Annotated in this window: 22 protein-coding genes and 4 tRNA genes; 11 read left to right on the top strand and 15 right to left on the bottom strand. The window is 60.9% G+C overall.

Annotated elements, in window-relative coordinates; translation table 11 throughout:
- Positions 1 to 54 precede the first annotated feature (54 nt).
- The 7 genes from DOM32_RS07990 (at position 55) to DOM32_RS08020 (ending at position 4970) form a co-directional block, all read left to right on the top strand.
- Positions 55 to 555: a hypothetical protein gene (locus DOM32_RS07990; RefSeq protein WP_110633032.1), complete on the top strand. Its 501-nt coding sequence runs from the start codon at positions 55 to 57 to the stop codon at positions 553 to 555.
- A 71-nt stretch (positions 556 to 626) separates the two neighbouring features.
- The gene (locus DOM32_RS07995; RefSeq protein ID WP_110633035.1) at positions 627 to 1250 is read left to right on the top strand and encodes a CBS domain-containing protein; all 624 of its coding nucleotides are present in this window, start codon (positions 627 to 629) and stop codon (positions 1248 to 1250) included.
- A gap of 6 nt (positions 1251 to 1256) precedes the next feature.
- The gene (locus tag DOM32_RS08000; protein ID WP_110633038.1) at positions 1257 to 2315 is read left to right on the top strand and encodes an asparaginase; all 1059 of its coding nucleotides are present in this window, start codon (positions 1257 to 1259) and stop codon (positions 2313 to 2315) included.
- A gap of 70 nt (positions 2316 to 2385) precedes the next feature.
- A complete protein-coding gene (gene queC, locus DOM32_RS08005) occupies positions 2386 to 3075 on the top strand; it encodes a 7-cyano-7-deazaguanine synthase QueC (protein WP_110633041.1) in 690 nt (229 codons plus the stop codon).
- 126 nt (positions 3076 to 3201) lie between these two features.
- A complete protein-coding gene (gene queE, locus DOM32_RS08010) occupies positions 3202 to 3855 on the top strand; it encodes a 7-carboxy-7-deazaguanine synthase (protein ID WP_110633044.1) in 654 nt (217 codons plus the stop codon).
- Complete coding sequence (locus DOM32_RS08015) at positions 3855 to 4709, top strand: 6-carboxytetrahydropterin synthase (protein ID WP_110633047.1); 855 nt, start codon at positions 3855 to 3857, stop codon at positions 4707 to 4709. The genes queE and DOM32_RS08015 overlap by 1 nt, the downstream gene beginning before the upstream one ends.
- 9 nt (positions 4710 to 4718) lie before the next feature.
- Positions 4719 to 4970 carry a YkgJ family cysteine cluster protein gene (locus DOM32_RS08020; RefSeq protein ID WP_110633051.1) on the top strand — a complete coding sequence of 84 codons (252 nt, stop codon included), beginning with the start codon at positions 4719 to 4721 and terminating at the stop codon, positions 4968 to 4970.
- A gap of 30 nt (positions 4971 to 5000) precedes the next feature.
- Here DOM32_RS08020 and DOM32_RS08025 read toward each other — a convergent pair whose 3' ends face one another.
- From DOM32_RS08025 to DOM32_RS08075, 11 genes are all read right to left on the bottom strand, one after another.
- Positions 5001 to 6005, bottom strand: a complete 1005-nt coding sequence (locus DOM32_RS08025) for an NADP-dependent oxidoreductase (protein WP_110633054.1) — start codon at positions 6003 to 6005, stop codon at positions 5001 to 5003.
- A gap of 120 nt (positions 6006 to 6125) precedes the next feature.
- A complete protein-coding gene (locus DOM32_RS08030; RefSeq protein WP_110633056.1) occupies positions 6126 to 7949 on the bottom strand; it encodes a SurA N-terminal domain-containing protein in 1824 nt (607 codons plus the stop codon).
- A gap of 238 nt (positions 7950 to 8187) precedes the next feature.
- The gene (hupB, locus tag DOM32_RS08035) at positions 8188 to 8460 is read right to left on the bottom strand and encodes a nucleoid-associated protein HU-beta (RefSeq protein WP_071230177.1); all 273 of its coding nucleotides are present in this window, start codon (positions 8458 to 8460) and stop codon (positions 8188 to 8190) included.
- A 177-nt stretch (positions 8461 to 8637) separates the two neighbouring features.
- Positions 8638 to 11040, bottom strand: coding sequence for an endopeptidase La (lon, locus tag DOM32_RS08040; protein WP_110633059.1), 2403 nt, complete (start codon positions 11038 to 11040; stop codon positions 8638 to 8640).
- A 197-nt stretch (positions 11041 to 11237) separates the two neighbouring features.
- Positions 11238 to 12518 (bottom strand): ATP-dependent Clp protease ATP-binding subunit ClpX, encoded by a 1281-nt coding sequence (gene clpX / locus DOM32_RS08045; protein ID WP_110633061.1) that lies wholly within the window; start codon positions 12516 to 12518, stop codon positions 11238 to 11240.
- Between the two features lie 63 nt (positions 12519 to 12581).
- The gene (gene clpP, locus DOM32_RS08050) at positions 12582 to 13202 is read right to left on the bottom strand and encodes an ATP-dependent Clp endopeptidase proteolytic subunit ClpP (RefSeq protein ID WP_071230174.1); all 621 of its coding nucleotides are present in this window, start codon (positions 13200 to 13202) and stop codon (positions 12582 to 12584) included.
- Between the two features lie 84 nt (positions 13203 to 13286).
- Positions 13287 to 14651, bottom strand: coding sequence for a trigger factor (tig, locus tag DOM32_RS08055; protein WP_110633064.1), 1365 nt, complete (start codon positions 14649 to 14651; stop codon positions 13287 to 13289).
- A 305-nt stretch (positions 14652 to 14956) separates the two neighbouring features.
- A tRNA-His gene (locus DOM32_RS08060) sits at positions 14957 to 15031 on the bottom strand.
- A 22-nt stretch (positions 15032 to 15053) separates the two neighbouring features.
- Positions 15054 to 15128 (bottom strand) — tRNA-His (locus DOM32_RS08065).
- 46 nt (positions 15129 to 15174) lie between these two features.
- Positions 15175 to 15251, bottom strand: a tRNA-Arg gene (locus DOM32_RS08070).
- A gap of 45 nt (positions 15252 to 15296) precedes the next feature.
- Positions 15297 to 15373: transfer RNA gene (locus tag DOM32_RS08075), tRNA-Pro, on the bottom strand.
- 245 nt (positions 15374 to 15618) lie between these two features.
- On the opposite strand from DOM32_RS08075, the gene folD reads away from it, so the two are divergent.
- Both folD and mtnN read left to right on the top strand, forming a co-directional pair.
- Positions 15619 to 16476, top strand: coding sequence for a bifunctional methylenetetrahydrofolate dehydrogenase/methenyltetrahydrofolate cyclohydrolase FolD (gene folD, locus DOM32_RS08080; protein WP_110633067.1), 858 nt, complete (start codon positions 15619 to 15621; stop codon positions 16474 to 16476).
- Positions 16477 to 16533: 57 nt separating this feature from the next.
- Positions 16534 to 17238, top strand: a complete 705-nt coding sequence (gene mtnN / locus DOM32_RS08085; protein ID WP_110633070.1) for a 5'-methylthioadenosine/S-adenosylhomocysteine nucleosidase — start codon at positions 16534 to 16536, stop codon at positions 17236 to 17238.
- 76 nt (positions 17239 to 17314) lie between these two features.
- Here the strand turns inward: mtnN and cysS are convergent, their stop codons facing one another.
- Entirely contained in the window at positions 17315 to 18706 is a 1392-nt protein-coding gene (gene cysS / locus DOM32_RS08090) for a cysteine--tRNA ligase (protein ID WP_170835837.1), read from the bottom strand.
- Between the two features lie 21 nt (positions 18707 to 18727).
- Positions 18728 to 20467: a glutamine--tRNA ligase/YqeY domain fusion protein gene (locus DOM32_RS08095; RefSeq protein WP_110633073.1), complete on the bottom strand. Its 1740-nt coding sequence runs from the start codon at positions 20465 to 20467 to the stop codon at positions 18728 to 18730.
- Positions 20468 to 20651: 184 nt separating this feature from the next.
- Between DOM32_RS08095 and DOM32_RS08100 the strand changes: the two genes are divergently transcribed.
- Complete coding sequence (locus DOM32_RS08100; RefSeq protein WP_071230169.1) at positions 20652 to 21146, top strand: peptidylprolyl isomerase; 495 nt, start codon at positions 20652 to 20654, stop codon at positions 21144 to 21146.
- Positions 21147 to 21192: 46 nt separating this feature from the next.
- On the top strand, positions 21193 to 21915 hold the full coding sequence (locus tag DOM32_RS08105; protein WP_110633076.1) for a UDP-2,3-diacylglucosamine diphosphatase: 723 nt from the start codon (positions 21193 to 21195) through the stop codon (positions 21913 to 21915).
- 111 nt (positions 21916 to 22026) lie between these two features.
- On the opposite strand, the gene DOM32_RS08110 is transcribed toward DOM32_RS08105, so the two are convergent.
- Together DOM32_RS08110 and DOM32_RS08115 are read right to left on the bottom strand one after the other, a co-directional pair.
- Positions 22027 to 25926 carry an ATP-binding protein gene (locus DOM32_RS08110; protein ID WP_110633079.1) on the bottom strand — a complete coding sequence of 1300 codons (3900 nt, stop codon included), beginning with the start codon at positions 25924 to 25926 and terminating at the stop codon, positions 22027 to 22029.
- A 101-nt stretch (positions 25927 to 26027) separates the two neighbouring features.
- Positions 26028 to 26690 carry a MiaE family protein gene (locus DOM32_RS08115; protein WP_244179855.1) on the bottom strand — a complete coding sequence of 221 codons (663 nt, stop codon included), beginning with the start codon at positions 26688 to 26690 and terminating at the stop codon, positions 26028 to 26030.
- Positions 26691 to 26953: the final 263 nt, after the last annotated feature.

Genomic DNA, 26953 nt, shown 5'->3' on the forward strand with positions numbered 1-26953 from the left:
CGCCATTTAAGCGATCATAGGCCACCGAACTATTCGCCACTATCCGGAGACAACATGGACGCGAACTCCCTGCATGCCAATTATCGCCTATGGCAGCGTTTTCAGCGCCAGGAACAACTGGGGCGCGAACACCAGGCGGCACTGCGCAAGCTGGCGGATACCGGTGCGATGGCGTCTCGCGTTACCGAAGCCTATCGCAGCATGGCGGATCGCGCCGCGAAAGAGGGAGCGAGCTATCGCACGGTGTTCCAGCGTCAACGTGAAAACGGCGACAATTTCGCCTGCGAAGGCTGGTTGTTCGTGCGTCGCGTGCTGGCCGAAGGTGGCACGACGCGAGTTCGCGCCACACTTTTCGAAACCTTCACCCTAGAAGACGGCGATATCACCCCCTCCGCGGAGAGCACCAAAAAGGTCACGCTGGACATTTACGACGAACTTCTGGTCCAGAAGACCATGAAACTGGGTTGCCGTATCGATCGTCAGGACGACGAACGCGATACTCGTTTCATCACTTTCCTGGACAGCGTGCGCGGCGATCTACGTCAGTATCTGTAACGCTTCAATCCAGTTTCGGACCTGACCTCCCAATCTCGATTTCAACATTTTGGCTTGCTGGAGATTTCTCGATGGCCAACACACTTCACCCTTCAAAGGTCCATTTTTCGGCGCTGACCCTGGAAAACCTGGATGGTGTCAGCGGCATTGTACAGCCGGTAACCCAGACGCAATCCGTGACGCTGGAAAGCTCCGCCACCATGCTGGTCACAGATTTCAGCGTCAGTCATCCGTATACCCTGCCTACCGGGAGCTCTATTGCGCAAGCGCTGGAAACGATGAAGCAGGCCGGGGTACGCCTGCTGATGCTGGTCAATGCCAGCGGCAATTTCACCGGCGTGGTCAATGCCCGCGAACTGATTGGCGGGCGTCGCATCACACTGGCGATGCAGAAACACCAGATCGGCCGGGACGAAGTCACCGCAGAGATGATCCAGACCCCGCGCAGCGAGCTGCATTCGCTCTCGTATGCCAAGATCTCCCATGCCAGCGTCGGCGATCTGGTCGAAACGCTGAAGTCTTCGGGCGATCAGCACGTGTTGATTACCGAGCCGGACGGCAGCGGCGGCAGCAGGATCCGCGGCATCATCTCGGCCTCCAATATCAGCCGAGCATTGGGCGTCGACCTGAACCACCCGCCGGAAGCACGTACCTTCTCGTCGATCTGTCAGGTCCTCCTGGGTCACGATCTCTAGACAGCCATGTGCCTCACAGCTAACGACCAAGCCCCTCTCCCTATTCTGGTGATTTACACCGGTGGCACCATCGGCATGCGCGACAGCGACCGCGGCCTGGTTGCCGCCGGCGATTTCGGTTCCCGCATGGCGGCAGCGCTGTCGACACTGCCGCCCGACCGACAGGGCAAACTTCCCCGATACACGGTCTGGGAGACGCCTCGCCCGATCGACTCCAGCAGTGCCACGCCAGCAGACTGGGCTGCGCTGGCACTGCTGATCACCGAGCGATATCAGGATTATGCCGGGTTCGTGGTGCTTCACGGCACCGATACCCTCGCCTGGTGTGCGTCCAGTCTGGCATTTCAGCTTCAAGGCTTGTCCAAACCGGTCATCGTCACGGGTTCGCAGAAGCCACTGGGTATCGAGGGCAGCGATGCACTCGACAATCTGGAAGCCTCGTTGATGTTCGCGACACAAACCGACTTGCGAGAAGTCTGCGTGAGTTTCGCAAATCGCCTGATGCGAGGGTGCCGGACACGAAAATGGTACACTCAGGACGCTCAGGGCTTCGAAAGCCCCAATTGGCCGCTATTGGGCGAAATAGTGGATCACGCCCCGGTCATTTACGCTGCACGCTGCAGTGGCATTCAGGGTGCTCCTCGTTTCGAACTGGCCACCGGCCCGACGCCGGTGGTCGTTCGCCTGACCTTGTGGCCGGGCATTCGTGCTCAGGACGTGGATCGATGGCTGGATGACGACCGCATCCGGGGCGTCGTGATCGAGTGCTGGGGCAGCGGCAATCTGCCGGAAGACGAAGCACTACTCGGTGTGCTGGCCCGCGCCAGCGCGGAAGGCAAGGTGCTGGTCGCCATCAGCCAATGCCCCTTCGGCGGCGTCCATCTCGGCACCTACGCCGCTGGTCGAATACTCGAGGAAATCGGCATTTTGTCCGGCGATGACATGACGCCGGAAGCAGCCCACTGCAAGCTCATTCATCTGCTCGCCCAGGAATTGTCCCGAGAGACGCTGAGACAACGCTTTCTAACCCCCCTGGTCGGCGAAAGAGGCGCCTTCGCGACGTGATCGTACGCCGCGTCGGCCGTCCTTCCATCACTTCAAGTTCCAGACAGCTTGCTTGTTATAGGTTGACAGCATGACATCCTCGACTTCCCAGACTAGGTCCAGACCGGCCGTCGTGATCTATTCCGGCGGCATGGACTCCTACACGGTCTTGCATAGAGCGTTGCGCGAGGGCCATGACGTCCATGCGCTATCGTTTCACTATGGTCAGCGCCATGCTCGCGAGCTCGATGTCGCTCGCCAGGTATGCAGCGATTTGGGTGTCTCGCACCGAATCGTCGATATCCGTGCCATTCATCAGTTGATCGGCAATTCGGCGCTGACCGACAGCGATCGAGCCATGCCCAAGGCTGACTACGCCGAGGACAATCTGGCCGATACCGTGGTCCCCAATCGCAACATGATCCTGTTGTCTCTGGCGATCGGTCATGCCGTCAATATCGGGGCACCGATCTGTTTCTATGGCGCCCATGGCGGCGATCACGTCCTTTATCCCGACTGTCGCCCGGCTTTCGTCGAACGCATGAACGATGTGGCCGCCATCGCCAACTTCGAGGCCGTCAGGATCGAAGCCCCATATTTGCATAGCGATAAAGCGCAGATTCTTGCCGACGGGATCGAGATGGGCCTGGATTACGCCCAAACCTGGACCTGCTACCTGGGCGAAGCCACCGCTTGCGGCGAATGCGGCAGCTGTCGAGAGCGGCTCGCTGCGTTTGCCAGCCAGGGAAAGACGGACCCACTGCCGTATGCCAAACGCTGATATCCGAATCTCACGACAATCTCGCGACGAGACCTGATGCCAGGCAAGACCTGGCGCCAAAGGTAACGCCTAGAATGTCGTCGACATCCAGTGCGTCGAGTCTGACAGCCCAGAACGGAAACTTGCATGTATAGCGTCAAAGAAGCCTTCTACACCCTGCAGGGGGAAGGCGCCCAAGCCGGTCGCGCCAGTGTTTTCTGCCGTTTTGCCGGTTGCAACCTCTGGTCGGGTCGGGAACGGGACCGTGCCGCCAGCCAGTGCACTTTCTGTGATACCGACTTCGTCGGCACTGATGGCCAGAATGGCGGCCAATTCAACGATGCCGACGGCCTGGCTTCACATCTCGAACAACTCTGGCCGACGCCTGCTCAAGGCGACTTCACGCGTTATGTGGTCTTCACCGGTGGCGAACCTCTGCTGCAACTGGACCCGGCGCTGATCGCCGCCATGCATGCCAGAGGGTTCGAGATCGCCGTCGAGACCAATGGCACGATTCAGGCACCCGACGGCATCGACTGGATCTGCGTCAGCCCGAAAGGCGACACGGCATTGCGCCAGACCCGGGGCAACGAGCTCAAGCTGGTCTATCCCCAGGCCGGCGTCGACCCCGAAACGTTCGCTGGACTGAATTTCACCCATTTCTTTCTGCAGCCGATGGATCTCGCGCCAGGCGCCATCGTTACCGATGGCAGCCCGATGGAGGCGACGGTCGAGTACTGCATGCGCCATCCTCAATGGCGACTGTCGCTGCAGACCCACAAGATTGCAGGAATCGATTGATGACCCTGTTCGTGAACAACCTGACCAATATCGACGCCTCGATCTGGTCACCCCAACGCGGCCTGAGCGGCGCCAGCTGGCACGTCGATGTCGAACTCGACGGCGAACTGGGGGAAGACGGCATGCTGTTCGATTTCGGTGAGGTCAAACCCTGGATCAAGTCACGTCTCGACGCCGGCCTAGACCACACCTTGCTCGTGCCAACCCAGGCGGCGGGCGTCAGGATCGAGGAGTGCAGCGAAGGGCTGCACATGGCGGCGGAACTCCCCTTCCCCTTCGAGGTGCGCGCTCCGCGCCAAGGCTTCACGCTGTTCCCGTGGGGGGAAATCACTGCGGAGCGGCTGGGAGCACATCTCAGTAACGAGCTCAGCAAAAGACCGCCACCTCGCGTCGAGGCGATCCGCATTCGTCTGCGGGAGGAACTGGCCGATGGCGCGATCTATAGCTACAGCCATGGCCTCAAGCACCACAAGGGGAACTGCCAGCGCATCGCCCATGGTCACCGCTCGCACCTGAGAATCTGGCGCGACGGCCAACGTGATCCGGAGCTAGAAGCGTTCTGGGCGCAACGTCTGGACAACGGGTATCTCGTCGACGACGCCGATATCGTCGACCCTCGCCGCAACGATGAGATCATGCGCGTTCGCTACCGCTCCGGCCAAGGGCAGTTTCAGCTCCAGTTGCCGAAAGAGCGCTGTCACATCTTGCCTGCGCCCACGACCGTCGAAAACATCGCGACCTGGTTGGCCAATCAGATTGCGCAATCCATCGGTGCGCATATCCGGGTGCAGGCATTCGAAGGGATCGACAAGGGTGCGCTCGCCGAGAGCCGCGGTACGACGACGCTAAATTAGGAAGACACGATGAGCTGTCGAGCCGGCTGCGGCGCGTGCTGCATCGCGCCTTCGATCACCTCGCCCATCCCCGGCATGCCCAACGGCAAACCCGCCGGGGAGCGCTGCGTACAGCTGGACGAAAACAATCTGTGCCGGTTGTTTGGCGATCCTCGGCGTCCGGCCGTCTGCCATCAATTCGAATACGACAGACAGCTATGCAGCGATGATCGCGAACAGGCGCTCAGCATTTTGGCAGAATGGGAGCGCGCCACTCGGTAGGCGCCCTCCCCATCGCTGACGTTGTCGGGTTCAGGGGAGGCGGACCAGCATCTTGCCCTCGTTCTCTCCCGAAAAAAGCTTCAGAAAGGCGTCAGGCATCTGCTCCAGGCCCTCGACGACAGTTTCGCGGTAACGGATCGCCTCGCGCTCGACTTCAGGGGCCACCTGCTCCAGGAACGTCTGATAGTGACTCCAATGTTCGCCGACGATGAACCCTTCCATGCGCGCCTTGCGAAACAGCAGCTGGTTGAGATTGCCGGGACCACCCGACGGCCCTGTCGCGTTGTAACGGTCGATCATCCCGCAGATCGCAATGCGGGCATGATCGCGAAGATTGGCGAGCGCCGCCTCCAGCAGAGGACCACCCACGTTTTCGTAGTAGATGTCATACCCTTCGGGAGAGGCTTCGTGAAGCGCCTGTGTCAGCGCGTCGACATCCTTGCCCCGGTAGTTGACTGCCTTGACGCCCATCGATTCCAGCCACTCGCACTTGGCCGGACTGCCAGCAACGCCGACGACATGGCAATCCGCCGCCTTGGCGAGCTGCACGGCCAACGAGCCCACGGCGCCCGAAGCCGCGCTCACGAGGACGCGCTGTTGTGGCTGTAGTTCGGCAATGAGGTTGAGCCCGGTCCAGGCCGTCATGCCCGGCATTCCCAGCACGCCGAGGTAAGCCTGTTCCGGCACGTCGAACTTCGGCAGCGGCTCGACCTCTTCTCCGGGCAATTGAGCGACATCCCGCCAACCGGCCATATGCCGAACCCGGTCCCCCTGCTGAAAGTGCGGATGACGGGAGGCGATGACTTCTCCCACGGCGCCACCAGACATCGGCTCGCCAAGCGCGTAGGGCTCGACATAGGTCGTGACACCACTCATCCGGCCGCGCATGTAGGGATCGACCGACAGCCAGTGGTTGCGGATGCGCACTTCGTTAGGTGCCAGATCCGATAATGCCTCTTCTTTGATAGCGAATTGATTCGGCTGCGGTAATCCATGGGGGATCTCGCGCAGTACGAAGTATCGGGTGACGGTCATGAAAAACCCTCCTGGCCAACGGTAGATATGCCGTTCAGCCTAGGAGAGCAACAAGAGTCGGGCAAGGTCGTAGTGACGGGCCGGTCAACCCAGACTAACGCCCCGCCCTGCCTCGATGCGTCAGTGACGCTCGACGTCGGCTTCTTCTTCCAACGTCTGGGTCAAGCCTTGAATGGCGATCTGGGCTTGCAGCCGCTGCGCCAGGCGTGTCACGAAATCCGCATCGTCCGAACTGGTATCGCCTGCCGTGACAGACTCGAGGCCGACGATGGCAACGCCGTTCTGCCTTTCGGTCTGCCCCCAGGTGACGGTGTCGGCCTGCGGGCGGGAAAGACGGAAAGCTTCCTGCAGAATCGACGCGGGTACGCTATCGGCATCGCGAGTCACGCTATCGGCCTGCTGCCAGTCGAGTCCCGACACGGCATCCCCGTCGCGCAGCGTCGCCAATACCTCTTCCGCTCGTTTCTGCAACTGCTGCTGAGTCTGCTCGCCCTTGACCGCCGCCATGACCTGGTCGCGAACCTCGTCGAGCGGCAACGTGCTCGCCTCACGATGGTCCACGACGCGCAGCACGACACGTTGTTGGTCGTCCGTCTCGATGACGTCACTGTTATAGCCATCCTCTAGCACATCCGAGGAAAACGCAGCAGCGGCAGCATCAGGGTTGGAGAGTACGCCCTCACCACCGGCATCCCGAGAAAACCAGTCGCTGGTCTGAACCGTCAATCCCATCTCGTCGGCGACCGACTCGAGATCGTCTGCCTGATACGCATCGTCGGTCAGCTTCTGCACCCGCTCGTTGAACAGCGACTCGGATTGCTCGAGCTTCACTTGCCGGGCGAGCGTCTCGCGATCCTCCTCGAAAGAAGGAATGTCGATGCCCGTCACCTTGATGAGATGAAGGCCATACTGAGTCTGCACGACCTGGGACACCTGCCCCGGATCGAGCGAGAACGCGGCGTCATCGAAGCTGTCGCCAAAGAATCCTTTCTGGATCGCGCCAAGATCGCCCCCGTCGCCGGCAGACGAGGAATCATCCGAATACTCACGCGCCAGCGCGGCAAAATCCGCTCCCTGCTCGAGTTGCTGCTGCACTTCGGCAATGCGGTCGCGGGCTTCCTGTTCGGTCCGGTCGTCGCCGAACGTCACCAGAATATGGGAAACCTCACGCGGGGCCGCGGCCTTGGCCTGTTCATAGGCCTGGCGCAGCTGCTCGTCGGTGATCTCGACATCCTTGGCCACGTCCTCCTGGTTCAATACCAGATAGTTGACCTTGACCTGCTCCGGACGAAGAAAATCATCCTGATGCTGGTCATAGTACTGCTGGAGATCGGCATCGCTCGGGGTGACGGGCTGTTCGAGATCCGCGGCGGTCAATGCCGCATAGCGGAACGTCCGCTGCTGCTGCTGCAACGATGCCAATCGCGCCTTTTCCGACGGCAACAGAAAGGCTGATGCCGCGAGCCCCTGCTGAACCTGCCGGCGCAGCGTGTCTGCGCGCAGTTCGCGACGGAAGGAGGCAGGCGTGTAACCGGCCTGCGCCAGTCGATTGGTGAATAGTTCGTCGGAGAAGCGACCATCCTGATCCTGGAATTCGGGCAGCGAGACGATCAATCGATCCAGCTGACTATCCGAGATATGAAGCCCGCCCTCGCTCGCGTATTGGTCCAGCGTACGCTGACGAATCAGCTGATCGAGCACCTGACCGCGAAACTGCCGCTCCTGTTCGGGCGGCACTTGCCCCGAACGAATACCGCGCTGCACTTGCGTTTCGACCGCTTGACGACTGATGGATTCACCATTGACCGTCGCCGCATCGTTGCTACCTGCCGAGAAGTAACTGACCAGGGATTCCGCGCCGAAAAGCGCGAACGTCACGATGATGGCCCCCACGATGACTTTTGCCACCCACCCTTGGGAGCCCTCACGAATTCGTTGCAGCATGCTGTCCTCGCATGTCGATTACCCATGTGTCGCGCGCGTATCGTACACCGCCATGCCACCACGGCGCATCCGTGCACGAACACTGGCTATCCTTTCTGCAAAAGGTTCGCTCTTGCAGCACGACAATAAAAAAGCGCATCGCTGAGGCGATGCGCTTATGTTTTGCGGACTCTCACCGACTGGAAAACCTAAGTCTTCCATGGACGCCGGAACATCGGCCCGCGCGACGGAGCGAAACTCAGTTCACCGCGTCTTTGAGCGCCTTGCCTGCCTTGAAGCTCGGCACCTTGGCAGCGCTAATCTCGATCGGCTTGCCAGTCTGCGGGTTACGGCCAGTACGCGCTGCGCGCTCTTTCACCGCAAAAGTCCCGAACCCTACCAGTGCTACAGAGTCACCCTTCTTCAGGCTGTCTGACACGGACTCGATCATCGCGTCGAGAGCGCGTGTTGCAGCCGCCTTGGGAATGTCGGCAGACGCAGCAATGGCTTCAATCAGCTCGGATTTATTCACACTTCACCCCTTGACTGTATACGAAATTAACAGGACATCGATGCGCAATCAGAGACGCGATCACGATTTCAACAAGTGGGCATTTTATAGCAATGCCGAGTTTCTGCTGTCAATCGAGATCATCAGAAAAACCGCGTCATATCGGGCCTGGCGCACGAAATTTACGCATCGATGAGATCAATGTGTGCTGACATTGGTTTGCGAAGAAGCTACATCTTCGGCGAGCTTGTCATCGTCGTCGACATGGTTCGTCAATGCCGTTGACAACACGTCATCAATCCACTTCACCGAACGAATGTCCAATGCATTCTTGATGTTCTCGGGCACCTCTTTGAGGTCCCGACGATTCTCTTCCGGTATGAGTACGGTCTTTATACCACCGCGCCGTGCAGCCAGCAATTTCTCCTTGAGCCCGCCGATCGGCATGACTTCGCCACGCAGATTGACTTCGCCGGTCATTGCCACGTCACAGCGTACGGGCCGCCCGGTATAGGCCGACACCATGGCCGTTACCATGCCGATGCCTGCGCTCGGGCCATCCTTCGGCGTGGCGCCCTCGGGAACATGGATATGCAGGTCTTCCTTTTCGAAGCGCTCGGGGTCGATACCGAACTGGCGCGCTCTCGCCCGCACCACGGTGTGAGCGGCACTGACGGACTCCTTCATGACGTCGCCCAGTGAGCCAGTCTTGTTGACCCGCCCCTTGCCCGGCGTCACGACAGACTCGATGTACAGCAGTTCGCCGCCGACCGAAGTCCAGGCCAGCCCGGTGACGCGGCCGACCTGATGCTCCTGATCCGCCAGGCCATAGCTGTAGCGGCGCACGCCAGCGTAGCGTTCGATATCATCGGCCGACAGAGTCTGCCCGGCCTGGGCGCCCTGGCCTTTTTCCGTTTCCAGACGTTCACGAAGCACCTTGCGGCAGACCTTGGCGACCTGGCGCTCGAGTTCACGCACCCCGGCTTCGCGGGAATAATAGCGGATCAGCTCGAGCACGGACTCGTCGCTGAACGTCAGTTCGCCTTCCTTGAGCCCGTTCGCCTTGAGCTGCTTGGGAACCAGGTAGCGCTTGGCGATGGCGAGCTTCTCGTCCTCGGTATACCCCGGCAGACGAATGACTTCCATACGGTCCAGCAACGGACCGGGAATGTTCATCGAATTGGCCGTACAGAGGAACATCACGTCCGACAGATCGTAATCGAGCTCGAGATAATGATCGTTGAACTTGTCGTTCTGCTCGGGGTCCAGCACTTCCAGCAGCGCAGAGGAAGGATCTCCACGATGATCCATGCCGATCTTGTCGACTTCATCGAGCAGGAACAGCGGATTGCGTACTCCCGCCTTGCTCATGCGCTGAATCAGCTTACCCGGCAGCGAGCCGATGTAAGTGCGCCGGTGACCGCGGATCTCGGATTCATCACGCACGCCACCCAATGCCAGGCGTACGTAGCGCCGGTTGGTGGCGCGCGCAATCGACTGGCCCAGTGATGTCTTGCCTACGCCGGGCGGGCCGACAAGACACAGCACCGGCCCCTTGAGCTTCTTGACCCGCTTTTGTACGGCAAGATACTCAAGAATGCGTTCCTTGACTTCTTCCAGGCCATAATGATCCTCGTCCAGCACCTTGGCAGCGTGCGGCAGGTCATGCTTCACCCGAGTCCGCTTTTTCCATGGCACGGACAGGACCCAATCCAGATACGAGCGGACGACGGTCGCCTCGGCAGAGGTGGGCGACATCATCTTGAGTTTGCCGAGCTCCTGAGTAGCCTTGTCGACGGCTTCTTGGGGCATCCCGGCTTCCTTGATGCGCTGCTCGTACTTTTCCGCCTCGTTGGGCACGTTCTCGAGCTCGCCCATCTCCTTCTGGATGGCCTTCATCTGCTCATTGAGATAGTACTCGCGCTGAGACTTCTCCATCTGGTCCTTGACCCGCGACCGGATGCGTTTCTCGACCTGCAGCAGATCGATCTCGGACTCGATCAGCGCCATCAGGTGTTCGACCCGATCGCGCACACGATCCATCTCGAGCAGCTCCTGCTTGTCATCGATCTTCAATGACAGGTGCGCACAGATCGTGTCGACGAGCCGGCTGGGATCTTCGATCTCCTGCAGCGAAGAGAGAACCTCGCCAGGCACCTTCTTGGACAGCTTGACGTACTGCTCGAACTGATTGAGCAGCACGCGAACCAGAGACTCCTGCTCACGTTCGCTCAGCGGCTCACTATCCCGCGCCACTGCCTGCGCGCTGATGAAGCCGTCCTCGTCCTGCGAAACCTCCTGGATATCGGCCCGGAAGCTCCCTTCGATAAGCACCTTGACCGTACCGTCGGGAAGCTTGAGCAGCTGCATGATATCGGCCACCGTGCCGATACTGAAAAGATCGTCGACACCGGGGTCGTCATGAGCCGCCTCACGCTGCGCGACCAATAGCACGCGCTTGTCGTGCTCCATCGCGGTTTCCAGCGCCCGGATCGATTTTTCCCGCCCCACGAACAGTGGTATGACCATCTGCGGATAGACTACCACGTCACGTAGCGGCAAGAGCGGAAGCGTCAATGTCTGGTCAGAGCTCTGCGCCATTACAGCATTTCCTCGACAAACTTTCGGATGGGTGAGCCACCAGAGCGGCAATATCAATATGAAAGGTACGTGGGGGCGTCATCAGCCAGATACAAGTAGCATCCGATAGACTAGCGAATCCCTGAAAGACCGAATCCATAAAAAAGGGGGCCATCAGGCCCCCTCGCTAGATAGCTGAACGGAACGACACGTCCCGATCACCCGTCTTTATTGACGACACGACTCTCTTCCTGCTTGGAGTAGATCAGCAGCGGTTCGCTATCGCCGGTAATGACTGAGCTGTCGATCACGACCTTGGTAACGCCGTCGAGCGACGGCACGTCGTACATCGTCTCCAGCAGTACCGATTCCAGAATCGAACGTAGCCCACGCGCGCCCGTCTTGCGTTCCATGGCCTTGTGCGCCACGGCTCGCAAGGCATCTTCACGGAAGTCCAGCTCCACCCCTTCCATCTCGAACAGGTGCGCATACTGCTTGACCAGCGAGTTCTTGGGCTCGGTCAGGATCTGGACCAGCGCATCTTCGGTCAGCTCGGTCAATGTCGCGATCACCGGCAAGCGTCCGACGAACTCGGGAATCAATCCGAACTTGACGAGATCCTCGGGCTCGACGTCGGCAAGGACATCACCGACACCCTTGTTGCTTTCCTTGCTCTTCACCGCAGCATTGAAACCAATTCCGCCCTTCTCGGCACGGTCACGAATCACCTTGTCCAGGCCAGCGAAGGCGCCGCCGACGATGAACAGGATATTGCCGGTGTCGACTTGCAGGAATTCCTGCTGCGGATGCTTGCGGCCGCCCTGCGGTGGAACGGAAGCCGTCGTCCCTTCGATCAGCTTGAGCAGCGCCTGCTGCACGCCTTCACCGGACACGTCACGCGTGATGGAGGGATTGTCCGACTTGCGCGAAATCTTGTCGATCTCGTCGATATAGACGATGCCGCGCTGGGCCTTCTCGACGTCGTAGTCACATTTCTGCAGCAACTTCTGGATGATGTTCTCGACATCCTCGCCCACGTAGCCCGCTTCGGTGAGCGTCGTGGCGTCTGCGATCGTGAACGGCACATTGAGCAGGCGTGCCAGCGTTTCCGCCAGCAGCGTCTTGCCGCTGCCCGTCGGGCCAATCAGCAGGATGTTGGACTTGCCCAGCTCGATGCCGTCGCTCTTGCCACCACTGCGTAGACGCTTGTAGTGATTGTAGACCGCAACGGACAACACCATCTTGGCGCGATCCTGGCCAATCACATAGTCGTCGAGCGTATTACGAATCTCTCGGGGTACGGGAAGACGGTCTTCATCGCTCTCGGCGTCGGCTTCCAGAACCTCCTCGCGAATGATGTCATTGCAGAGATCGACACACTCGTCACAGATGTAGACAGACGGGCCTGCGATGAGCTTGCGCACTTCGTTCTGGTTCTTGCCGCAGAACGAGCAGTACAGCAGCTTGCCGTTGTCGTCTTTGCCTTTACCGTCGGCCATTCGTGTACCTCGTCAGGACGACGGCGCAGCACGCCGTCGTGTGAAACCTTGACTCAAACGCTATCAGGATACCGGACGCTTATCCAGCACGGCGTCGATCAGGCCGTATTCGACGGCCTGACTACCATCCATGAAGTTGTCACGGTCGGTGTCCTGAGCGATCTTGTCGATATCCTGACCCGTGTGGTTCGCCAGGATGCGATTCAGCTTCTGGCGAATGGTCAGGATTTCACGGGTGTGGATCTCGATGTCCGCTGCCTGCCCCTGATAACCCCCAAGCGGCTGGTGGATCATCATGCGCGAATGCGGCAGGCAGAAGCGCTTGTCCTTCGCGCCGCCAGCCAGCAACAGCGCGCCCATGCTGGCCGCCTGGCCGATACAGACCGTCGAGACATCCGGCTTGATGAACTGCATGGTGTCATAAATGGACATGCCCGCCGTCACTGAACCACCCGGCGAGTTGATATAGAGATGAATATCCTTGTCAGGATTTTCGGACTCCAGGAATAGCAGCTGTGCCACGACCAGGTTGGCCATGTAGTCCTCGACCGGGCCGACCAGGAAGATGACACGTTCTTTGAGCAGACGAGAGTAGATATCGTACGACCGCTCGCCGCGCGCACTCTGCTCCACCACCATCGGGACCAGGCCGCCAGCATTACTGATGTCGAACTCGTTACGCATCGCGATTTCCTTACAGCTGGTGATTGTCAGGCCCATCGACTAGCGGCCCGGCTTCGGCCGGGCCGCTCGCTTACCAAGCACCCATCATGCTTTGGAATCGCTTTCCTCGGCCTCGTCTTCTTCAGCTTCTTCAGCCGATTGCTCGGCCTGTTGAGCCGCCTGAAGCACTTGCTCGTAGCTCATGCTGACGTCGTTAACCTGGGCCTGCTCGAGAAGCTTGTCAACGGCCTTGTCTTCCAGCACCGCCGACTTGATCTGCCCTTTGAGCTCGTCGTTCTGCATGTACTGCTCGACGGCCTGCTCGGGCTGCTGATACTGAGATGCCAACTCTTCGGCGCGAGCACGGATCTCGTCGTCGCTGGCGTCCAGCTCGTGTTGCTTGATGACTTCCGCCAGCAGCAGACCGACCTTGACGCGAGTACGGGCCTGGTCGGCGAACAGCTCGTTGGGCAACTGGCTGACATCGAAGTCTTCGCCAAGACCGAACTGCTGAGCCGCCTGACGCTTGAGCCCCTCGGTCTCCTGGTCGACCAGTGACTGGGGCACGGTGACGTCATTGGCTTTCTGCAGCGCATCGAGAGCCTGCTGCTTGACGCGATTCTGCGCCGCCTGCTTGACCTCGCGCTCCATGTTGCTCTTGATCTCGGCACGGAACTTGTCGGCATCGCCGTCTTCCACACCGAATTCCTTGATGAAGTCGGCATCGACTTCCGGCAGCGCCTTGGCGGAGACTTCATGAACCGTCACCTTGAAGGTCGCTTCCTGACCCGCCAGATGTTCGGCCTGGTAATCTTCCGGGAAGGTCACGCTGATGCGCTTCTCTTCACCAGCCTTGGCACCGATCAGCTGTTCTTCGAAGCCGGGGATGAAACGGTTGGACCCCAGCTCGAGCTCATGCCCTTCGGCGGCGCCACCTTCGAACGGCTCGTCGCCCAGGAATCCCTGGAAATCGATCTTGACCTGATCGCCATTTTCCGCCGCGCGCTCAACCGGCTGGAACTTGGCCCGCTGACCGCGCAGCGTTTCGATCATGGTGTCGATATCGGCGTCCGTGATTTCTGTCTTGGGACGCTCCACGACCGTACCGTCGATGCTCTTCAGTTCGATCTCGGGATAGACTTCCAGCGTGGCAACGAACTCCAGATCCTTGCCGGTCTGATCGATCTTGGGCTCGATCGACGGATAGCCTGCAGGGTTCAGGCTCTGCTCGGTAATCGCCCGCACGTAGTGTTGACGCATGAGCTCACTGACGACTTCGTTGCGCACGTCTTGACCGTAGCGCTGACGCACGACCGCCATCGGGATCTTCCCTTGACGAAAGCCATTCAGACGAACGCGCTTGGCGGTGTCTTGCAGGCGAGCAGCAACGGCCTCGTCAACCTCGGCTGCCGGAACCTGAACAGTGATGCGACGTTCGATCTGGGATGTCGTCTCAACGGAAACTTGCATAGATGATCCTCTACCGACGGGGGCGTTCTGTGATTGCAACTCAAAAACCAGGCTTCAAAACTGTCATTTCAAAGCGCTCATTTCTAAACAGGGGGCGATTTTATGAATCCCCATGCCTACTGGCAAGCAGACTAGGGCGGTAAATGGTGCCAATCGGGACGAAATACAAGCCCGAAGCCATAAATATCGACTTAAGGCTAACCTGACACGCATCTCGAACATCGAACCACAACATTCGACAGAGATGGCGACGCGCAGTAAAAGGAGGCAGTACCGAAAAGAAAGGACTATCACCGAGGAAGAAATGGGGTGGATGATGGGGATCGAACCCACGACCACCGGAGCCACAATCCGGGGCTCTACCACTGAGCTACACCCACCATTTCTCAAAGCTGATCGGCATGGGGTGGATGATGGGGATCGAACCCACGACCACCGGAGCCACAATCCGGGGCTCTACCACTGAGCTACACCCACCATACCGATTTTCGCATCGACCGGGACCACATCACCAGGTAACGAGTGGCGCGCCCAGCAGGACTCGAACCTGCAACCTACGGCTTAGAAGGCCGTTGCTCTATCCGGTTGAGCTATAGGCGCATTCCAACACCGGCTGCATTTTCACCGACACGAGCGGTATCATCATGGTCGGGGTAGAGGGATTTGAACCCCCGACATCCTGCTCCCAAAGCAGGCGCGCTACCAGACTGCGCTATACCCCGTTTGATCCCATTCGTGCCCGATGACTCTACGAGCCCCTCGATGCGCTGCGTATTCTACGGATCCTTTCTGTCGGGTCAAGCCCTTACGTGCACTTAACCTCGATTGCATCTCGCAGCGCAGCATCAAAAATGCCGCAAATGGCACTGACGCCCCGTCGCGCGTTGACTGCATCTCTGGGCGTGCGAAAATTGCCGACCTCAGTCGGCCTTCCGCCGACCCCCTCAGCACTCAGAAAGGAAAGTCGATGACCGCTCAGTTGATCGATGGCAAGGCCATTGCCGGCTCAATCCGCAATCGAGTGAAAGTCGACGTGGAACATCGAACCCAGCGCGGGCTGCGTCGCCCGGGGTTGGCCGTCATACTGATCGGCCACGATCCGGCCTCGGAGGTCTACGTCAGCCACAAGCACCGAGCCTGCGAGAACGCCGGCATTCTCTCCTTCAGCCACCGGCTCGAGACCACCACGACGCAGCAGGACCTGGAAGCGCTGATCGATCGCCTGAACGCCGATCCTGCCGTCGACGGCATCCTTCTACAGCTTCCGCTACCCGCACATCTCGATGCCAATCCCTTGCTCGAGCGCATTCGTCCGGACAAGGATGTCGACGGCTTTCATCCGTACAACCTGGGCCGCCTGGCGCAGCGGTTGCCGCTGCTGCGCCCCTGCACGCCCAAGGGCATCATCACGCTGCTCGAACAGAGCGGGATCCCGCTCCGGGGGCTGGACGCCACCATCGTCGGCGCTTCCAATATCGTCGGCCGGCCGATGGCGCTGGAACTGCTGCTTGCCGGCTGTACCACCACGATCTGTCATCGATTCACTCAGGGGCTGGAAGACAAGGTCCGACAGGCCGATCTGCTGGTGGTTGCTACCGGCAAGCCCGGCCTGATCGATGGCAACTGGGTCAAGCCCGGCGCCATTGTCATCGATGTCGGCATCAACCGTCGGGAAGACGGCACCCTGGTGGGCGATGTCGATTTCGACACCGCAGCCGAGCGCGCCAGCTGGATCACCCCGGTGCCCGGCGGTGTCGGACCGATGACGGTTGCCACCTTGCTGCAGAACACCCTGCAAGCGGCCGAGCTTCACGATGCACAATGACGCACCGACGACACCTCAACTCTACGCACTGATCTGACGGACCAGGACGGATAACGCATGCAGACTATCGGTATCATTGGCGCCATGGAGCAGGAAGTCGCCCTGCTCGCCTCTCATCTGGACAACGCCCGCATCGAACATCATCCCGGCGGCACTTTTCACGTCGGTGAGCGCCACGGGCTTCGGGTCGTACTACTCCAGTCAGGCATCGGCAAAGTCAATGCCACGGTGGGCGCAACGCAGCTGATGACCCACTACCAGCCGGACGCCGTCATCAACACCGGCTCTGCCGGCGGCTTCGGTGCGGCCATGGAAGTCGGCGACGTGGTCATCTCCAGCGAGGTGCGCCATCACGATGTCGACGTCACCGCTTTCGGCTACGAAATGGGCCAGGTTCCCGGCATGCCGGCAGGCTTTGCCCCGGATCCCGGGCTGATCGAGACCGCGCGCGCCTGCATCGAAAGCCTCGGGGATCTACGCGTCCACGAAGGCCTGATCTGTACCGGCGACAGCTTCATGGCCGATCCGACACGGGTCGACACCGTGCGCGGATATTTCCCCCAGATGCTGGCAGTAGAGATGGAAGCCGCCGCGATTGCCCAGACCTGCCATCTGTTCGCGTGCCCGTTCGTGGTCATTCGGGCGCTGTCGGATATCGCCGGCAAGCAGTCCGAACTCTCCTTTGACGCCTTCCTGGAACGGGCCGCGACGCATTCCGCCAAGATGGTCGATGCGATCCTCGCTCGCCTGGCCGGGCAATGATCCCGTTTCCCGAATCATGACGCCCTCAACGACGAACCCCGCNNGCGGGGTTCGTCGTTTCAAGGCCATGACAGCATCAGGCCGGAGGCGCCTCGAAACTCCAACGGGTACCTTCGCGAGAGTCCTTGAGCACGATACCCAATGCTGCCAGCTCGTCGCGGATCCGATCGGCCTCGGCGAAATCCCGATTGCCCTTGGCCGCGGCCCGCGCCTCGATACGCGTCTCGATCTCGGCTTCACTCAGCGGCAGACCGGCAGCCCCCGCCTTGAGGAATTCGGCCGGTTCGCGCCCAAGCAGCCCCAGCACACTGGCCAGTCGCTTGAGCTCCTGCCCCAGCGCCCCGGCATGGGCCGGCTCGGCATCGCGCAACCGGTTGATCTCCCGGGCCAGATCGAACAGTACCGATAGTGCTTCCGGCGTATTGAAATCATCGTTCATCGCCGCCGAAAATCGCTCGGCGTAGACTCCTTCGACATCTCCATGGGCCAGCTCGACGCCATCGAGCGCATGATAGAAGCGCTCCAGCGACTTGCGCGCCTCGCTGAGCGACTCCGGCGCGTAGTTGATCGGGCTTCGATAGTGGCTCGCGACCAGCAGGTAGCGGACCACTTCCGGATCGTGCACTTCCAATACATCGCGAATGGTGAAGAAGTTGCCCAGCGACTTGGACATCTTCTCCTGATTGACGCGCACCGCGCCAGCGTGCATCCACACGTTGACGTAGGGCTTGCCCGTCGCCGCCTCGCTCTGAGCGATCTCGTTCTCGTGATGCGGGAAAGTCAGGTCCGGCCCGCCGCCATGAATATCGAAGGTATCGCCCAGGCAACAGGTCGACATCGCCGAACACTCGATATGCCAACCGGGCCGCCCGTCGCCCCATGGCGACGACCAGCTCGCTTCGCCTGGCTTGGCGGCTTTCCATAGCACGAAATCGAGCGGATCTTCCTTGTGCGCGTCGACATCGACCCTCGCGCCCGCTCTCATGTCGTCGAGGTTGCGATTGTTGAGCTTGCCGTAGTCGGCGAAGCGCCGAACACGATAGTAGACGTCACCATTGTCGGCCGCATAGGCATAACCGCCTTCGATCAGGCGCTCGATCATCGCCACGATCTCGGGAATGTGGCCGGTCGCACGCGGCTCCGCATCCGGGCGCAGCACGCCGAGCCGCGCCTCGTCCTCGTGCATCGCCGCGATCATGCGCTCGGTCAATGCCGATATCGACTCGCCATTCTCCTCCGCGCGCCTGAGGATCTTGTCGTCGATATCGGTGATATTGCGAACGTAGGTCACGTCCAGCCCGGTCTGACGCAGCCAGCGAGTGATCACGTCGAACGCCACCATGACGCGGGCATGGCCCAGATGGCAGTAGTCGTAGACCGTCATGCCGCAGACGTACATCCGCAGCTTGCCGGGCTCGATCGGTTCCAGCGCCGCCTTGCGTCGCGTCAGCGTGTTGTAGATCTCCAGCGCGCTCATGTTCTCGCTACCTTAGCTCTGCTTCTTCTGAATCTTGGCCCAGCTATCCTTGAGCCCCACGGTGCGGTTGAACACCAGCTTGCCATCGCGACAAGCGTGACGATCGGCACAGAAGTAGCCAACGCGTTCGAACTGGTAGCGCGCTTCGGGTTCCACTTTCGCCAGCGCCGGCTCGGCGATCCCTTCCACGACAATCAGCGACTCCGGGTTCAGGTGCTCGAGGAAATCGGCGTCCTTGTCACGGTCCGGCGCCTCGTCGAGGAACAGGTTGTCGTACAGACGGACCTCCACCGGCACGCCATGTTCCGCGCTGACCCAGTGGATGACGCCCTTGACCTTGCGCCCTTCCGGATTCTTGCCCAGCGTGTCGAAGTCGACGCTGCAGTGCAGTGCCTCGATCTCGCCGCCCCCGCCCTTGATCACCTCGTCGCAGCGGATGACATAGCCGTTGCGCAAACGAACTTCCTTGCCGGGCGCCAGGCGGAAGAATTTCTTCGGCGGCTCTTCCATGAAGTCGTCGCGATCGATCCAGATCTCGCGGGTGAATGGCAGCCGGCGCATGCCCATGTCCTCGCGCGCCGGATGCCCGGGCACCTCGAAGGCCTCGTCGTGATCCGCCGGGACATTGGTCAACACCACCTTCAGCGGGTCGAGAACGCACATGGCGCGCGGCGCGTTGTCCTCGAGATCCGAACGAATGGCGAAATGCAGCATCGCGATATCGACCACGTTGGCGGCACGGCTGACCCCGGTCATGTCGCAGAACTTGCGCAGCGACGCCGGCGTATAGCCCCGGCGGCGCAGCCCGGAGATCGTCGGCATGCGCGGATCGTCCCAGCCATCGACCACGTTCTGATCGACCAGCAGCTTGAGCTTGCGCTTGGACGTCACCGTATAGTTGACATTCATCCGCGCGAACTCGGTCTGCCGGGGTCTGGACGGCACCGGTAACTGGTCCAGGAACCATTCGTACAGCGGTCGATGGTCCTCGAACTCCAGCGTGCATAGCGAATGCGTGATGCCCTCGATGGCGTCGGACTGCCCATGGGTAAAGTCGTAGGAGGGATAGATCTTCCACGCATCGCCGGTCTGGTGGTGATGCGCATGACGAATGCGGTAGAGGATCGGATCGCGCAGGTTGATGTTCGGCGCGGCCATGTCGATCCTGGCCCGAAGCACCTTCGCCCCTTCGTCGAATTCGCCCAGGCGCATGCGCTCGAGCAGGTCGAGATTTTCATCGACACTGCGATCGCGATACGGACTCGGGCGGCCCGGCTCGGTCAGCGTGCCCCGATATTCGCGAATCTCCTCCGGCGAAAGATCGTCGACGTAAGCCTTGCCTTCCCGCACCAGGTGCTGGGCCCAGGCGTACAACTGATCGAAGTAGTCGGAAGCAAAGCGCACCGCCCCGCTCCATTCGTACCCGAGCCAGCGGATATCCTCCTGGATGGCATCGATATACGCCTGTTCTTCCTTGGCGGGATTGGTGTCGTCGAAGCGCAGATGGCATCGCCCACCGAACTGCTCCGCCAGGCCGAAATTGACCCAGATCGACTTGGCATGGCCGATGTGCAGAAACCCGTTCGGCTCCGGCGGGAAGCGAGTCACGATCGTCTTGGCCTGGCCCGACTCGATTTCGTCCCGAATCTGGTTACGCAAGAAGTTCGGCGCGCCCTGCTGGGTATCGGCACCGTGCTGGGTCTCGGCGTTGTCGTTGGGGCTCTCGGCGCTCGTGTTGCTTTCGACGCTCATGGAATGCAGGCAACCTCTGTAATTCGAATGATCGGCCAAAGATGCGGCCCGGATGACGGCAGGTTAACACGCAGGGACAGCGGTTTCTCCCGCCGGCCCAAAACCGCTATTATAGCGCGACGCCCGCGGCCGGCGCCAAGCCGGCCGCCACCTATCGACAGCCCAGAATCGCTCAGGATTTCCGATGATCGTCTTGCATACCAACCACGGTGTCATCAAACTCGAACTCGACCATGACAAGGCTCCGAAAACTGCCGCCAACTTCGAGCAGTACGTCAAGGACGGCCACTATGACGGCACGCTGTTCCATCGCGTGATCGACGGATTCATGGTCCAGGGCGGCGGCTTCGACACCGACTTCGAGCAGAAGTCCACGCGTGCGCCCATCGAGAACGAAGCCGACAACGGCCTGGCCAACCAGAAGGGCAGCGTTGCCATGGCACGCACCCAGGACCCGCACTCGGCCAGTGCGCAGTTCTTCATCAACGTCGGCGACAACGACTTCCTCAATCATCGCGACAAGAGCCTGCAGGGCTGGGGTTACTGCGTGTTCGGCCGCGTGGTCGAAGGCATGGACGTAGTCGACAGCATCCGCCAGGTCGCTACCGGGCGTCGTGGCATGCACAGCGACGTTCCCACGGAAGATGTCATCATCGAACGCGCCGAAGTCACGGCCTGATCTTCATCCCGATATTGGCCGACTATCGAAAGGAACGATCTCTCGCATGCAACTGCTGATTGCCGATCTCCATCTTCACCCCTCCCAGCCGGACATCGCCAAGGGGTTCATCGACTACCTTCGCGGTCCGGCCCGACAGGCATCCTCGCTGACCATCCTCGGCGATCTGTTCGAAGCCTGGATCGGCGATGACTACCGTGGCGAGTTCGAGCAGCAGATCATTGCCGAACTGAAGGCCTGCAGCGATGCCGGTACGCGGCTGGCGTTCATGCACGGCAACCGGGATTTTCTGATCGGCGAGTCATTCGCTGCGGATAGCGGTTGCGCCCTGCTCGACGACCCGACGGTGGTCGAACTTGCGGGTCAGCGCGTCCTGCTGATGCACGGCGACAGCCTGTGTACCCGAGACGAAGCCTACATGGCCTTCCGCCAGCAGGCGCGCAATCCGGCCTGGCAGGCGCAGATACTAGCGATGCCGGTCGCCGAACGCCTGGCGCTGGCCAAGCAGCTACGGCAGCAGTCCGGCGAAGCCAATACCAACAAGGCCGAAGACATCATGGACGTCACTCCCGAAGCCGTCGTCGAGACCCTGCAGGCTCATGAGGTGAAGGTCATGATTCACGGCCATACCCACCGTCCGGCCGTCCACGATCTCACCGTCGGTGGCGAGCCGGCAAAACGCTACGTCATCGGCGACTGGCGTCCCGGCGTGGGCTGGCAGCTGAGAGTCGAAGACGACACGCTGACGCTCGAGTCGTTTGCGCTCTGACGAGTTCGATACAGATTTTCGACGGCAGCCCTGAAAGCGCCCGGTTCGAATGTCGAGCCGGGCGCTTTTTCCATGCACAGATCCAGGCAAGGAAGCTGTCGTGAGTCACGGCTAGAGCTGATAATCCGGCGCACGGGTCGGGGCGCTGACGTTGTCCAGAAGCGTCCGCCAGCGAGTCAGAACCGGCGCATCGGACAGCGCCACTTCTCCCAGTCGATAGCGCAGCGCTTGCTGCTTTTCCTTATCGCCGGAATCGACCAACGAGAGCCACATTTCCAGGCTCTTCAGCTCCATATGGGCGCTGCCCGCCTCGACCGCCCAGATTCTCGCCTCCTCGATCAGGGCCGCAACTGTCTGCATGTCGTCCCCCATGCGATGCCTGGCGCGAGCCATCTGCAGCGCAAGCTGCGGCATCATCAGCGAACGTCGGGTTCGCGCCTGGTCGAGGCAAGGCTCCAGATACGTCACAGCAAGCGCGACATCGTTGAGCGCCAGGCAGGCGTCCCCGTACCACAGCAAAGGCCGTTGATGCGGCTCCCGGCCGGTCAGCTCGCTCAACTGCGCGATGCAGGCCTCGATTCGTTTCAGGCCGCACGCCTCCCCCGCCAGCGACTGGCTCCAACCCAGTACGCAGTCGGCCTCCCAATGCCAGCGCTGGAGATCCTCGGTCCGGGTCATTTCGTGCGCTCGGCGACCGCGCTCAGTGGCCAGGTGAATATGTCCCAGTTGCCGGTAGAGCGAGGCGGCAAAAATCAGTGCCAGGGCCAGCGATCCCGGATGGCGAACCGACTCGGCCAAGCGAATGGCGGTCTCCATCTGCTGTTCCGCGCGCAGGTAGTCGCCGCGCAGGCAGAGCGCCCAGCTCTGGTAGCAGGCTGCCGCCACCTGCGGATGATCGGAGTATGGCAACCATTCCAGCACCATCGGCTGATTCAACGGGTCGATCTGGTCGAGATGTTCGTAGGCAAGCGATATCCTGCCGCTCCAGTACTCTCCGTGAGCCCGGGCATAGAGCGCCAGGCGCTGGTAACGGGGGTCGTCGATGCGCTGGGCCAGCTCGCGCAGCTGCATGGCCAGCAACTCCGCATCGCGGTTGGCGTGGCGTTGGCTGGCGCCGACCCAGAGCCCCCAGGTCACCAGAAACGCCTGGTCGTCGGCAGCCTCGTCATCCAGGTCTGCACCCTGCCAGAGCTCCTGAGCCTGAAGGAAACTCTCATGCGCCGCTCGCGATCCGTGGCCCTCCAGTGCATAACACGCCTGCCCCTTGACGGTCAGCAGACTGATCTGACGCTCGGCGCCGCCGGCGGACACCTGGTTCAGGCAGGCCAGGCCGGACTCCGCCAGCCTCAGCGCCGTGCGATTGGCACTCACCTTGAGCCCGCTCCGGGCGGCCATTTCGAAATAGCGCGCGGCACGGGCCGGGTCACCGCTTCGCCTCAGGTGCTCGGCGAAGTCGCCGGGGTGACGGCTGATCCAGGCGGGATAGCGTGATTCGATCACTTCGACCACCCGCTGGTGCAGGGCGATACGCACGTCCTGCGGGCAGGAAAGATAGGCTGCCTCCTGCAGCAACGGATGCGTGAACTGGAAATCGTAAGGGCAGGTTTCGCAGGGTTCGATGATCTCCAGCCGCCGCATCTGCTCCAGCGCAGCCTTGAGCGCATCGTCACCGACTTCCAGGCAATCGCGCAGCATGCCGGCTTCGAACTGACGGCCAAAGATGGCTGCCATGTGGGCGACCTGGCGATCACCTTGCAACTGATCGATACGGCTGGCCAGCAATCCCAGCAACCCGCTCGGCAGACTGTCGACATTTAGCCGTCGACCTTCGCGCCGATCGATCTCCAACCGGCGGCAAATCTCCTGCAGGTAGAGCGGAACGCCTTCGCAGCGCTGGATCAACTGATCGCGCAGCCGGGGTCCGAGCTTGAGCCGATGGCGACGTGCCAGATACTCCAGCATATCCGCTGATAGGCGACCATCGAGACGCCCCAAAATTACCTGCTGATCCCAGTTCAACCTGATCGGAGGGACTTCACGATTCTGATGCGAGGCTATCAGCAACGAAGCGGTATGAATCGGCAGTCTGGCCTGCAGATTCAGCAATACCTTGAGAGAGGGTTCGTCCAGCCACTGCAGGTCATCGACGATGATCACCAGCGGACGACGGGAGGCCATCTCGAGAATCAATGCCTGGACCAGTTGGGTGACCAGCTCCACTGCCTCGTCGGCATCTTCGCGCGCCAGGGGTTCGCGGCCCAGCACATCGATCAGCAGCCGCCGGCGCTCGCTGCCGATCTTCTGCAGTACAGCAGTACGATCGATCAGTTGGCCGAGCGCTTCGCCATCCGGCTCCTGTTCCAGATACCACCCGAGCAGCGACTGGATCAGCCCGTACGAAGTCTGGCTGGACAGCCGAGTCGTGGGCCGCCAGAACACCGCGACGTCCTCGTGCTGGAGGTATTCACGGAAATGGATCATCAAGGCGGACTTGCCAATGCCGGTATCTCCCAGCACCAGCAGGCTCTGGCGTAGCCCCAGGGAAACCCGAGCCAGCGCATCCCGTAACTGGCGCAGCTCCGCCTCGCGCCCCATCAGGCTGGGCGGCAAGGCCTCGCGTCTAGAGGATTCCACGCCCAGCACCAGCCCACGTCGCTGGACACGACCGTCACTGCTGATCAGACGCGGCGTCAGGCGAGATTGCAGATCGAACGCGGGCGGCAGATGCTGGCTGGCATTGAGCGATATCACCAGCTCGCTGCTCTGCGCTGCCGCCATCATCGCCAATGCCACTTGTGTCACGTCACCGAACGGGTCGATCGATTGTCGCTCCGGCAACCAGATCACTCGCCCGCTATCCAGTCCGGCCGTCAGCATGAATCGCGGGGGCGAATCATCACCTTCCCAAACGCTGTCGAGCTCGCGGGCCAAGCCTTGTCGGCAGTGTTCGAACAGCGCCACCAGTTCGGCCAGCTGATGCGTCGGCCCATGAGTACCAAAACACGCCAGGCCGATCCCGCTGCCCACGGCGGTCTGCCAGAAACCGCCCAGATGCCGGCACTGGGTTTCCAGCCACTGAAACAGTCGCCCCTGCGCTTTCAGGCATGCCAGCGCCCGGCCGAGATCGTTGCCGGCATCCACCGGCCTGAGAGCGATCGCCATCACCGTAATCTGGCGGTAATCGATGTCTTGGGCGACGTAACCCAAAGCACCCGGCTGCGCCGCTTGAGCGGCGGGCGAGCCCGCCTGACTCAGCCAGTCGGAGCTGGCCACTCCCTGCGCTGGCACCTCCGACCAGAATCGCGCCAACTGCAAAAAGCCGGGCTCCGGCTGCTGTCCCGAGAGCGCCAGGTGCTGCAGGAAGGCGTTGAACTGTTCCCGAGCAGCAGCAAACTGTCCATGCTCGGCGAGCTGTCGTACGAGACGCTCATGAAAGGGGCAGTAGTCGGGAATACGATGAATCAGGGTGCGTAGCAACGCCTCCGGTAGCGCCGAGGCAGCCTCCAGAACCCGCTCCGCGTATTCGATCAGCCGCTGGCGCCACTCGCCTCGCGTACGCACCAGCCACTGCTGGAAAGCGACACACTGCCCCAGATGAAGCTCCGCCAGCAGATCGCCCCGATAATGGTCGAGCAACTGCTCCAGAGTCGCCACGGTGGGCGGCTGCTGAAGCAGCTCGTCCGCCGCGCGGAGATCCCAGACGACAGAGGCCGGCAGATCGAAGGCGATCGTCTGCCGGGTGACGGACAGGGATACCTCGGCAAGATCACCGAGGCTGTGACGCAGACAGTGCAAGGCGTGGCGAAGGTTGGTTCGGCCGGACTTGACGCCCTGATCCGGCCACAGCATCTCAGCCAGAGCGGCACGACTGACCGGTGTTTCCTGCATCAGGAGATAGACCAGCAGCGCCTTCACCTTGTCATAGCTGAACTGCGTCAGAGCCCGCTCGCCCTGCTGATAACCGAAGTGTCCGAAGAGCGAAATTGTTGTTGTAGCTGGACCTGGGTTCATTGCTTTCCATTCATCCGGTGAGAGGTACAGCCGCCCGGTGGTCACGAACGAGACAGCCGTCGTCGTGCCATGGCTCGAGAGCCATGGTTCCAAAGCGGTGATCAGGAGGCACGGGCTGCCGGCACGCCGCTGTGAAAGCGAAACATGGCGTCTTCGCCTTCGATCAGGGCCTGTTCGTGAATGGCAAAGCGGGCCACCCGTTCAGCGACCACTTCCTTTCCCGCATAGCGCTCGGCAAGCCCCAGGTAATCCTCGAAATGGCGCCCTTCCGACCGCACCAGCGAGCGATAGAACTTGGCAAGCGACTCATCGAGGTGAGGAATCAACCTGGCGAAACGCTCGCAGGAACGCGCTTCGATGAAGGCCCCGACGATCAGGATGTCGATCAGCCGGTGCGGCTCCTCGCGCGCCACGTGCTCGCGCAGGCCCTCGGCATAGCGCGACGCCTGAATGTGGGAATAGTCGACGCCCCGTTCCTGCATCAGCCCGACCACCTGCTCGAAGTGCAGAAGCTCCTCGCGGGCGAGCTGGGACATCTTGGTCAGGAGTTCGGGGCGATCCACATAGCGAAACATCAAGCTCATGGCCGTCGACGCCGCCTTCTTTTCGCACTGTGCGTGGTCGATCAGCAACAGCGCGGGATTTTCTAGCGCCGCCTCTATCCAGCGCCTCGGGGTTTCACATGGCAGAAAATCGAGCAGCTCGGCAGGCAGCAGGTCGTCGGTAGTGCAATCGGTATGGGCAGTCATTCGTTCGGTAGTCATTGACGTTCGTCGAGCACTCGACAGGCAATGCCGAGTACATGAATAAAAGCGGCGCACACGGGTAACGACGATTCGAACCGCGTGTCGGATACGGCGCGATTCGCCGAAAAACGGGACAGAACCGCGGCGAGCGACATCCTTCACCGGATCGTTGATTGGAGCCTGATGAGACACTCAGGTTCCGGTGCGTTGAATCAAAGTGGATTCGATGAAATTTCGCTCTATGGTAGCGCCTGGCCAGCCAGACTTCGACACCCATCTGC

The organism is Salinicola salarius (genome assembly GCF_003206135.1).
GTDB lineage: Bacteria > Pseudomonadota > Gammaproteobacteria > Pseudomonadales > Halomonadaceae > Salinicola > Salinicola salarius.

What these genes read in the sequence shown, in the direction of transcription:
- queC (WP_110633041.1), top strand. Translation starts at nt 2,386, where the DNA reads ATGACATCCTCGACTTCCCAGACTAGGTCCAGACCGGCCGTCGTGATC.
- DOM32_RS07990 (WP_110633032.1), top strand. Translation starts at nt 55, where the DNA reads ATGGACGCGAACTCCCTGCATGCCAATTATCGCCTATGGCAGCGTTTT.
- DOM32_RS08100 (WP_071230169.1), top strand. Translation starts at nt 20,652, where the DNA reads ATGATCGTCTTGCATACCAACCACGGTGTCATCAAACTCGAACTCGAC.
- folD (WP_110633067.1), top strand. Translation starts at nt 15,619, where the DNA reads ATGACCGCTCAGTTGATCGATGGCAAGGCCATTGCCGGCTCAATCCGC.
- mtnN (WP_110633070.1), top strand. Translation starts at nt 16,534, where the DNA reads ATGCAGACTATCGGTATCATTGGCGCCATGGAGCAGGAAGTCGCCCTG.
- clpX (WP_110633061.1), bottom strand. Translation starts at nt 12,518, where the DNA reads ATGGCCGACGGTAAAGGCAAAGACGACAACGGCAAGCTGCTGTACTGC.
- DOM32_RS08025 (WP_110633054.1), bottom strand. Translation starts at nt 6,005, where the DNA reads ATGACCGTCACCCGATACTTCGTACTGCGCGAGATCCCCCATGGATTA.
- DOM32_RS08095 (WP_110633073.1), bottom strand. Translation starts at nt 20,467, where the DNA reads ATGAGCGTCGAAAGCAACACGAGCGCCGAGAGCCCCAACGACAACGCC.
- tig (WP_110633064.1), bottom strand. Translation starts at nt 14,651, where the DNA reads ATGCAAGTTTCCGTTGAGACGACATCCCAGATCGAACGTCGCATCACT.
- clpP (WP_071230174.1), bottom strand. Translation starts at nt 13,202, where the DNA reads ATGCGTAACGAGTTCGACATCAGTAATGCTGGCGGCCTGGTCCCGATG.
- DOM32_RS08115 (WP_244179855.1), bottom strand. Translation starts at nt 26,690, where the DNA reads ATGACTACCGAACGAATGACTGCCCATACCGATTGCACTACCGACGAC.
- DOM32_RS08020 (WP_110633051.1), top strand. Translation starts at nt 4,719, where the DNA reads ATGAGCTGTCGAGCCGGCTGCGGCGCGTGCTGCATCGCGCCTTCGATC.
- DOM32_RS08015 (WP_110633047.1), top strand. Translation starts at nt 3,855, where the DNA reads ATGACCCTGTTCGTGAACAACCTGACCAATATCGACGCCTCGATCTGG.
- DOM32_RS08000 (WP_110633038.1), top strand. Translation starts at nt 1,257, where the DNA reads ATGTGCCTCACAGCTAACGACCAAGCCCCTCTCCCTATTCTGGTGATT.
- DOM32_RS07995 (WP_110633035.1), top strand. Translation starts at nt 627, where the DNA reads ATGGCCAACACACTTCACCCTTCAAAGGTCCATTTTTCGGCGCTGACC.
- queE (WP_110633044.1), top strand. Translation starts at nt 3,202, where the DNA reads ATGTATAGCGTCAAAGAAGCCTTCTACACCCTGCAGGGGGAAGGCGCC.
- DOM32_RS08105 (WP_110633076.1), top strand. Translation starts at nt 21,193, where the DNA reads ATGCAACTGCTGATTGCCGATCTCCATCTTCACCCCTCCCAGCCGGAC.
- DOM32_RS08030 (WP_110633056.1), bottom strand. Translation starts at nt 7,949, where the DNA reads ATGCTGCAACGAATTCGTGAGGGCTCCCAAGGGTGGGTGGCAAAAGTC.
- DOM32_RS08110 (WP_110633079.1), bottom strand. Translation starts at nt 25,926, where the DNA reads ATGAACCCAGGTCCAGCTACAACAACAATTTCGCTCTTCGGACACTTC.
- lon (WP_110633059.1), bottom strand. Translation starts at nt 11,040, where the DNA reads ATGGCGCAGAGCTCTGACCAGACATTGACGCTTCCGCTCTTGCCGCTA.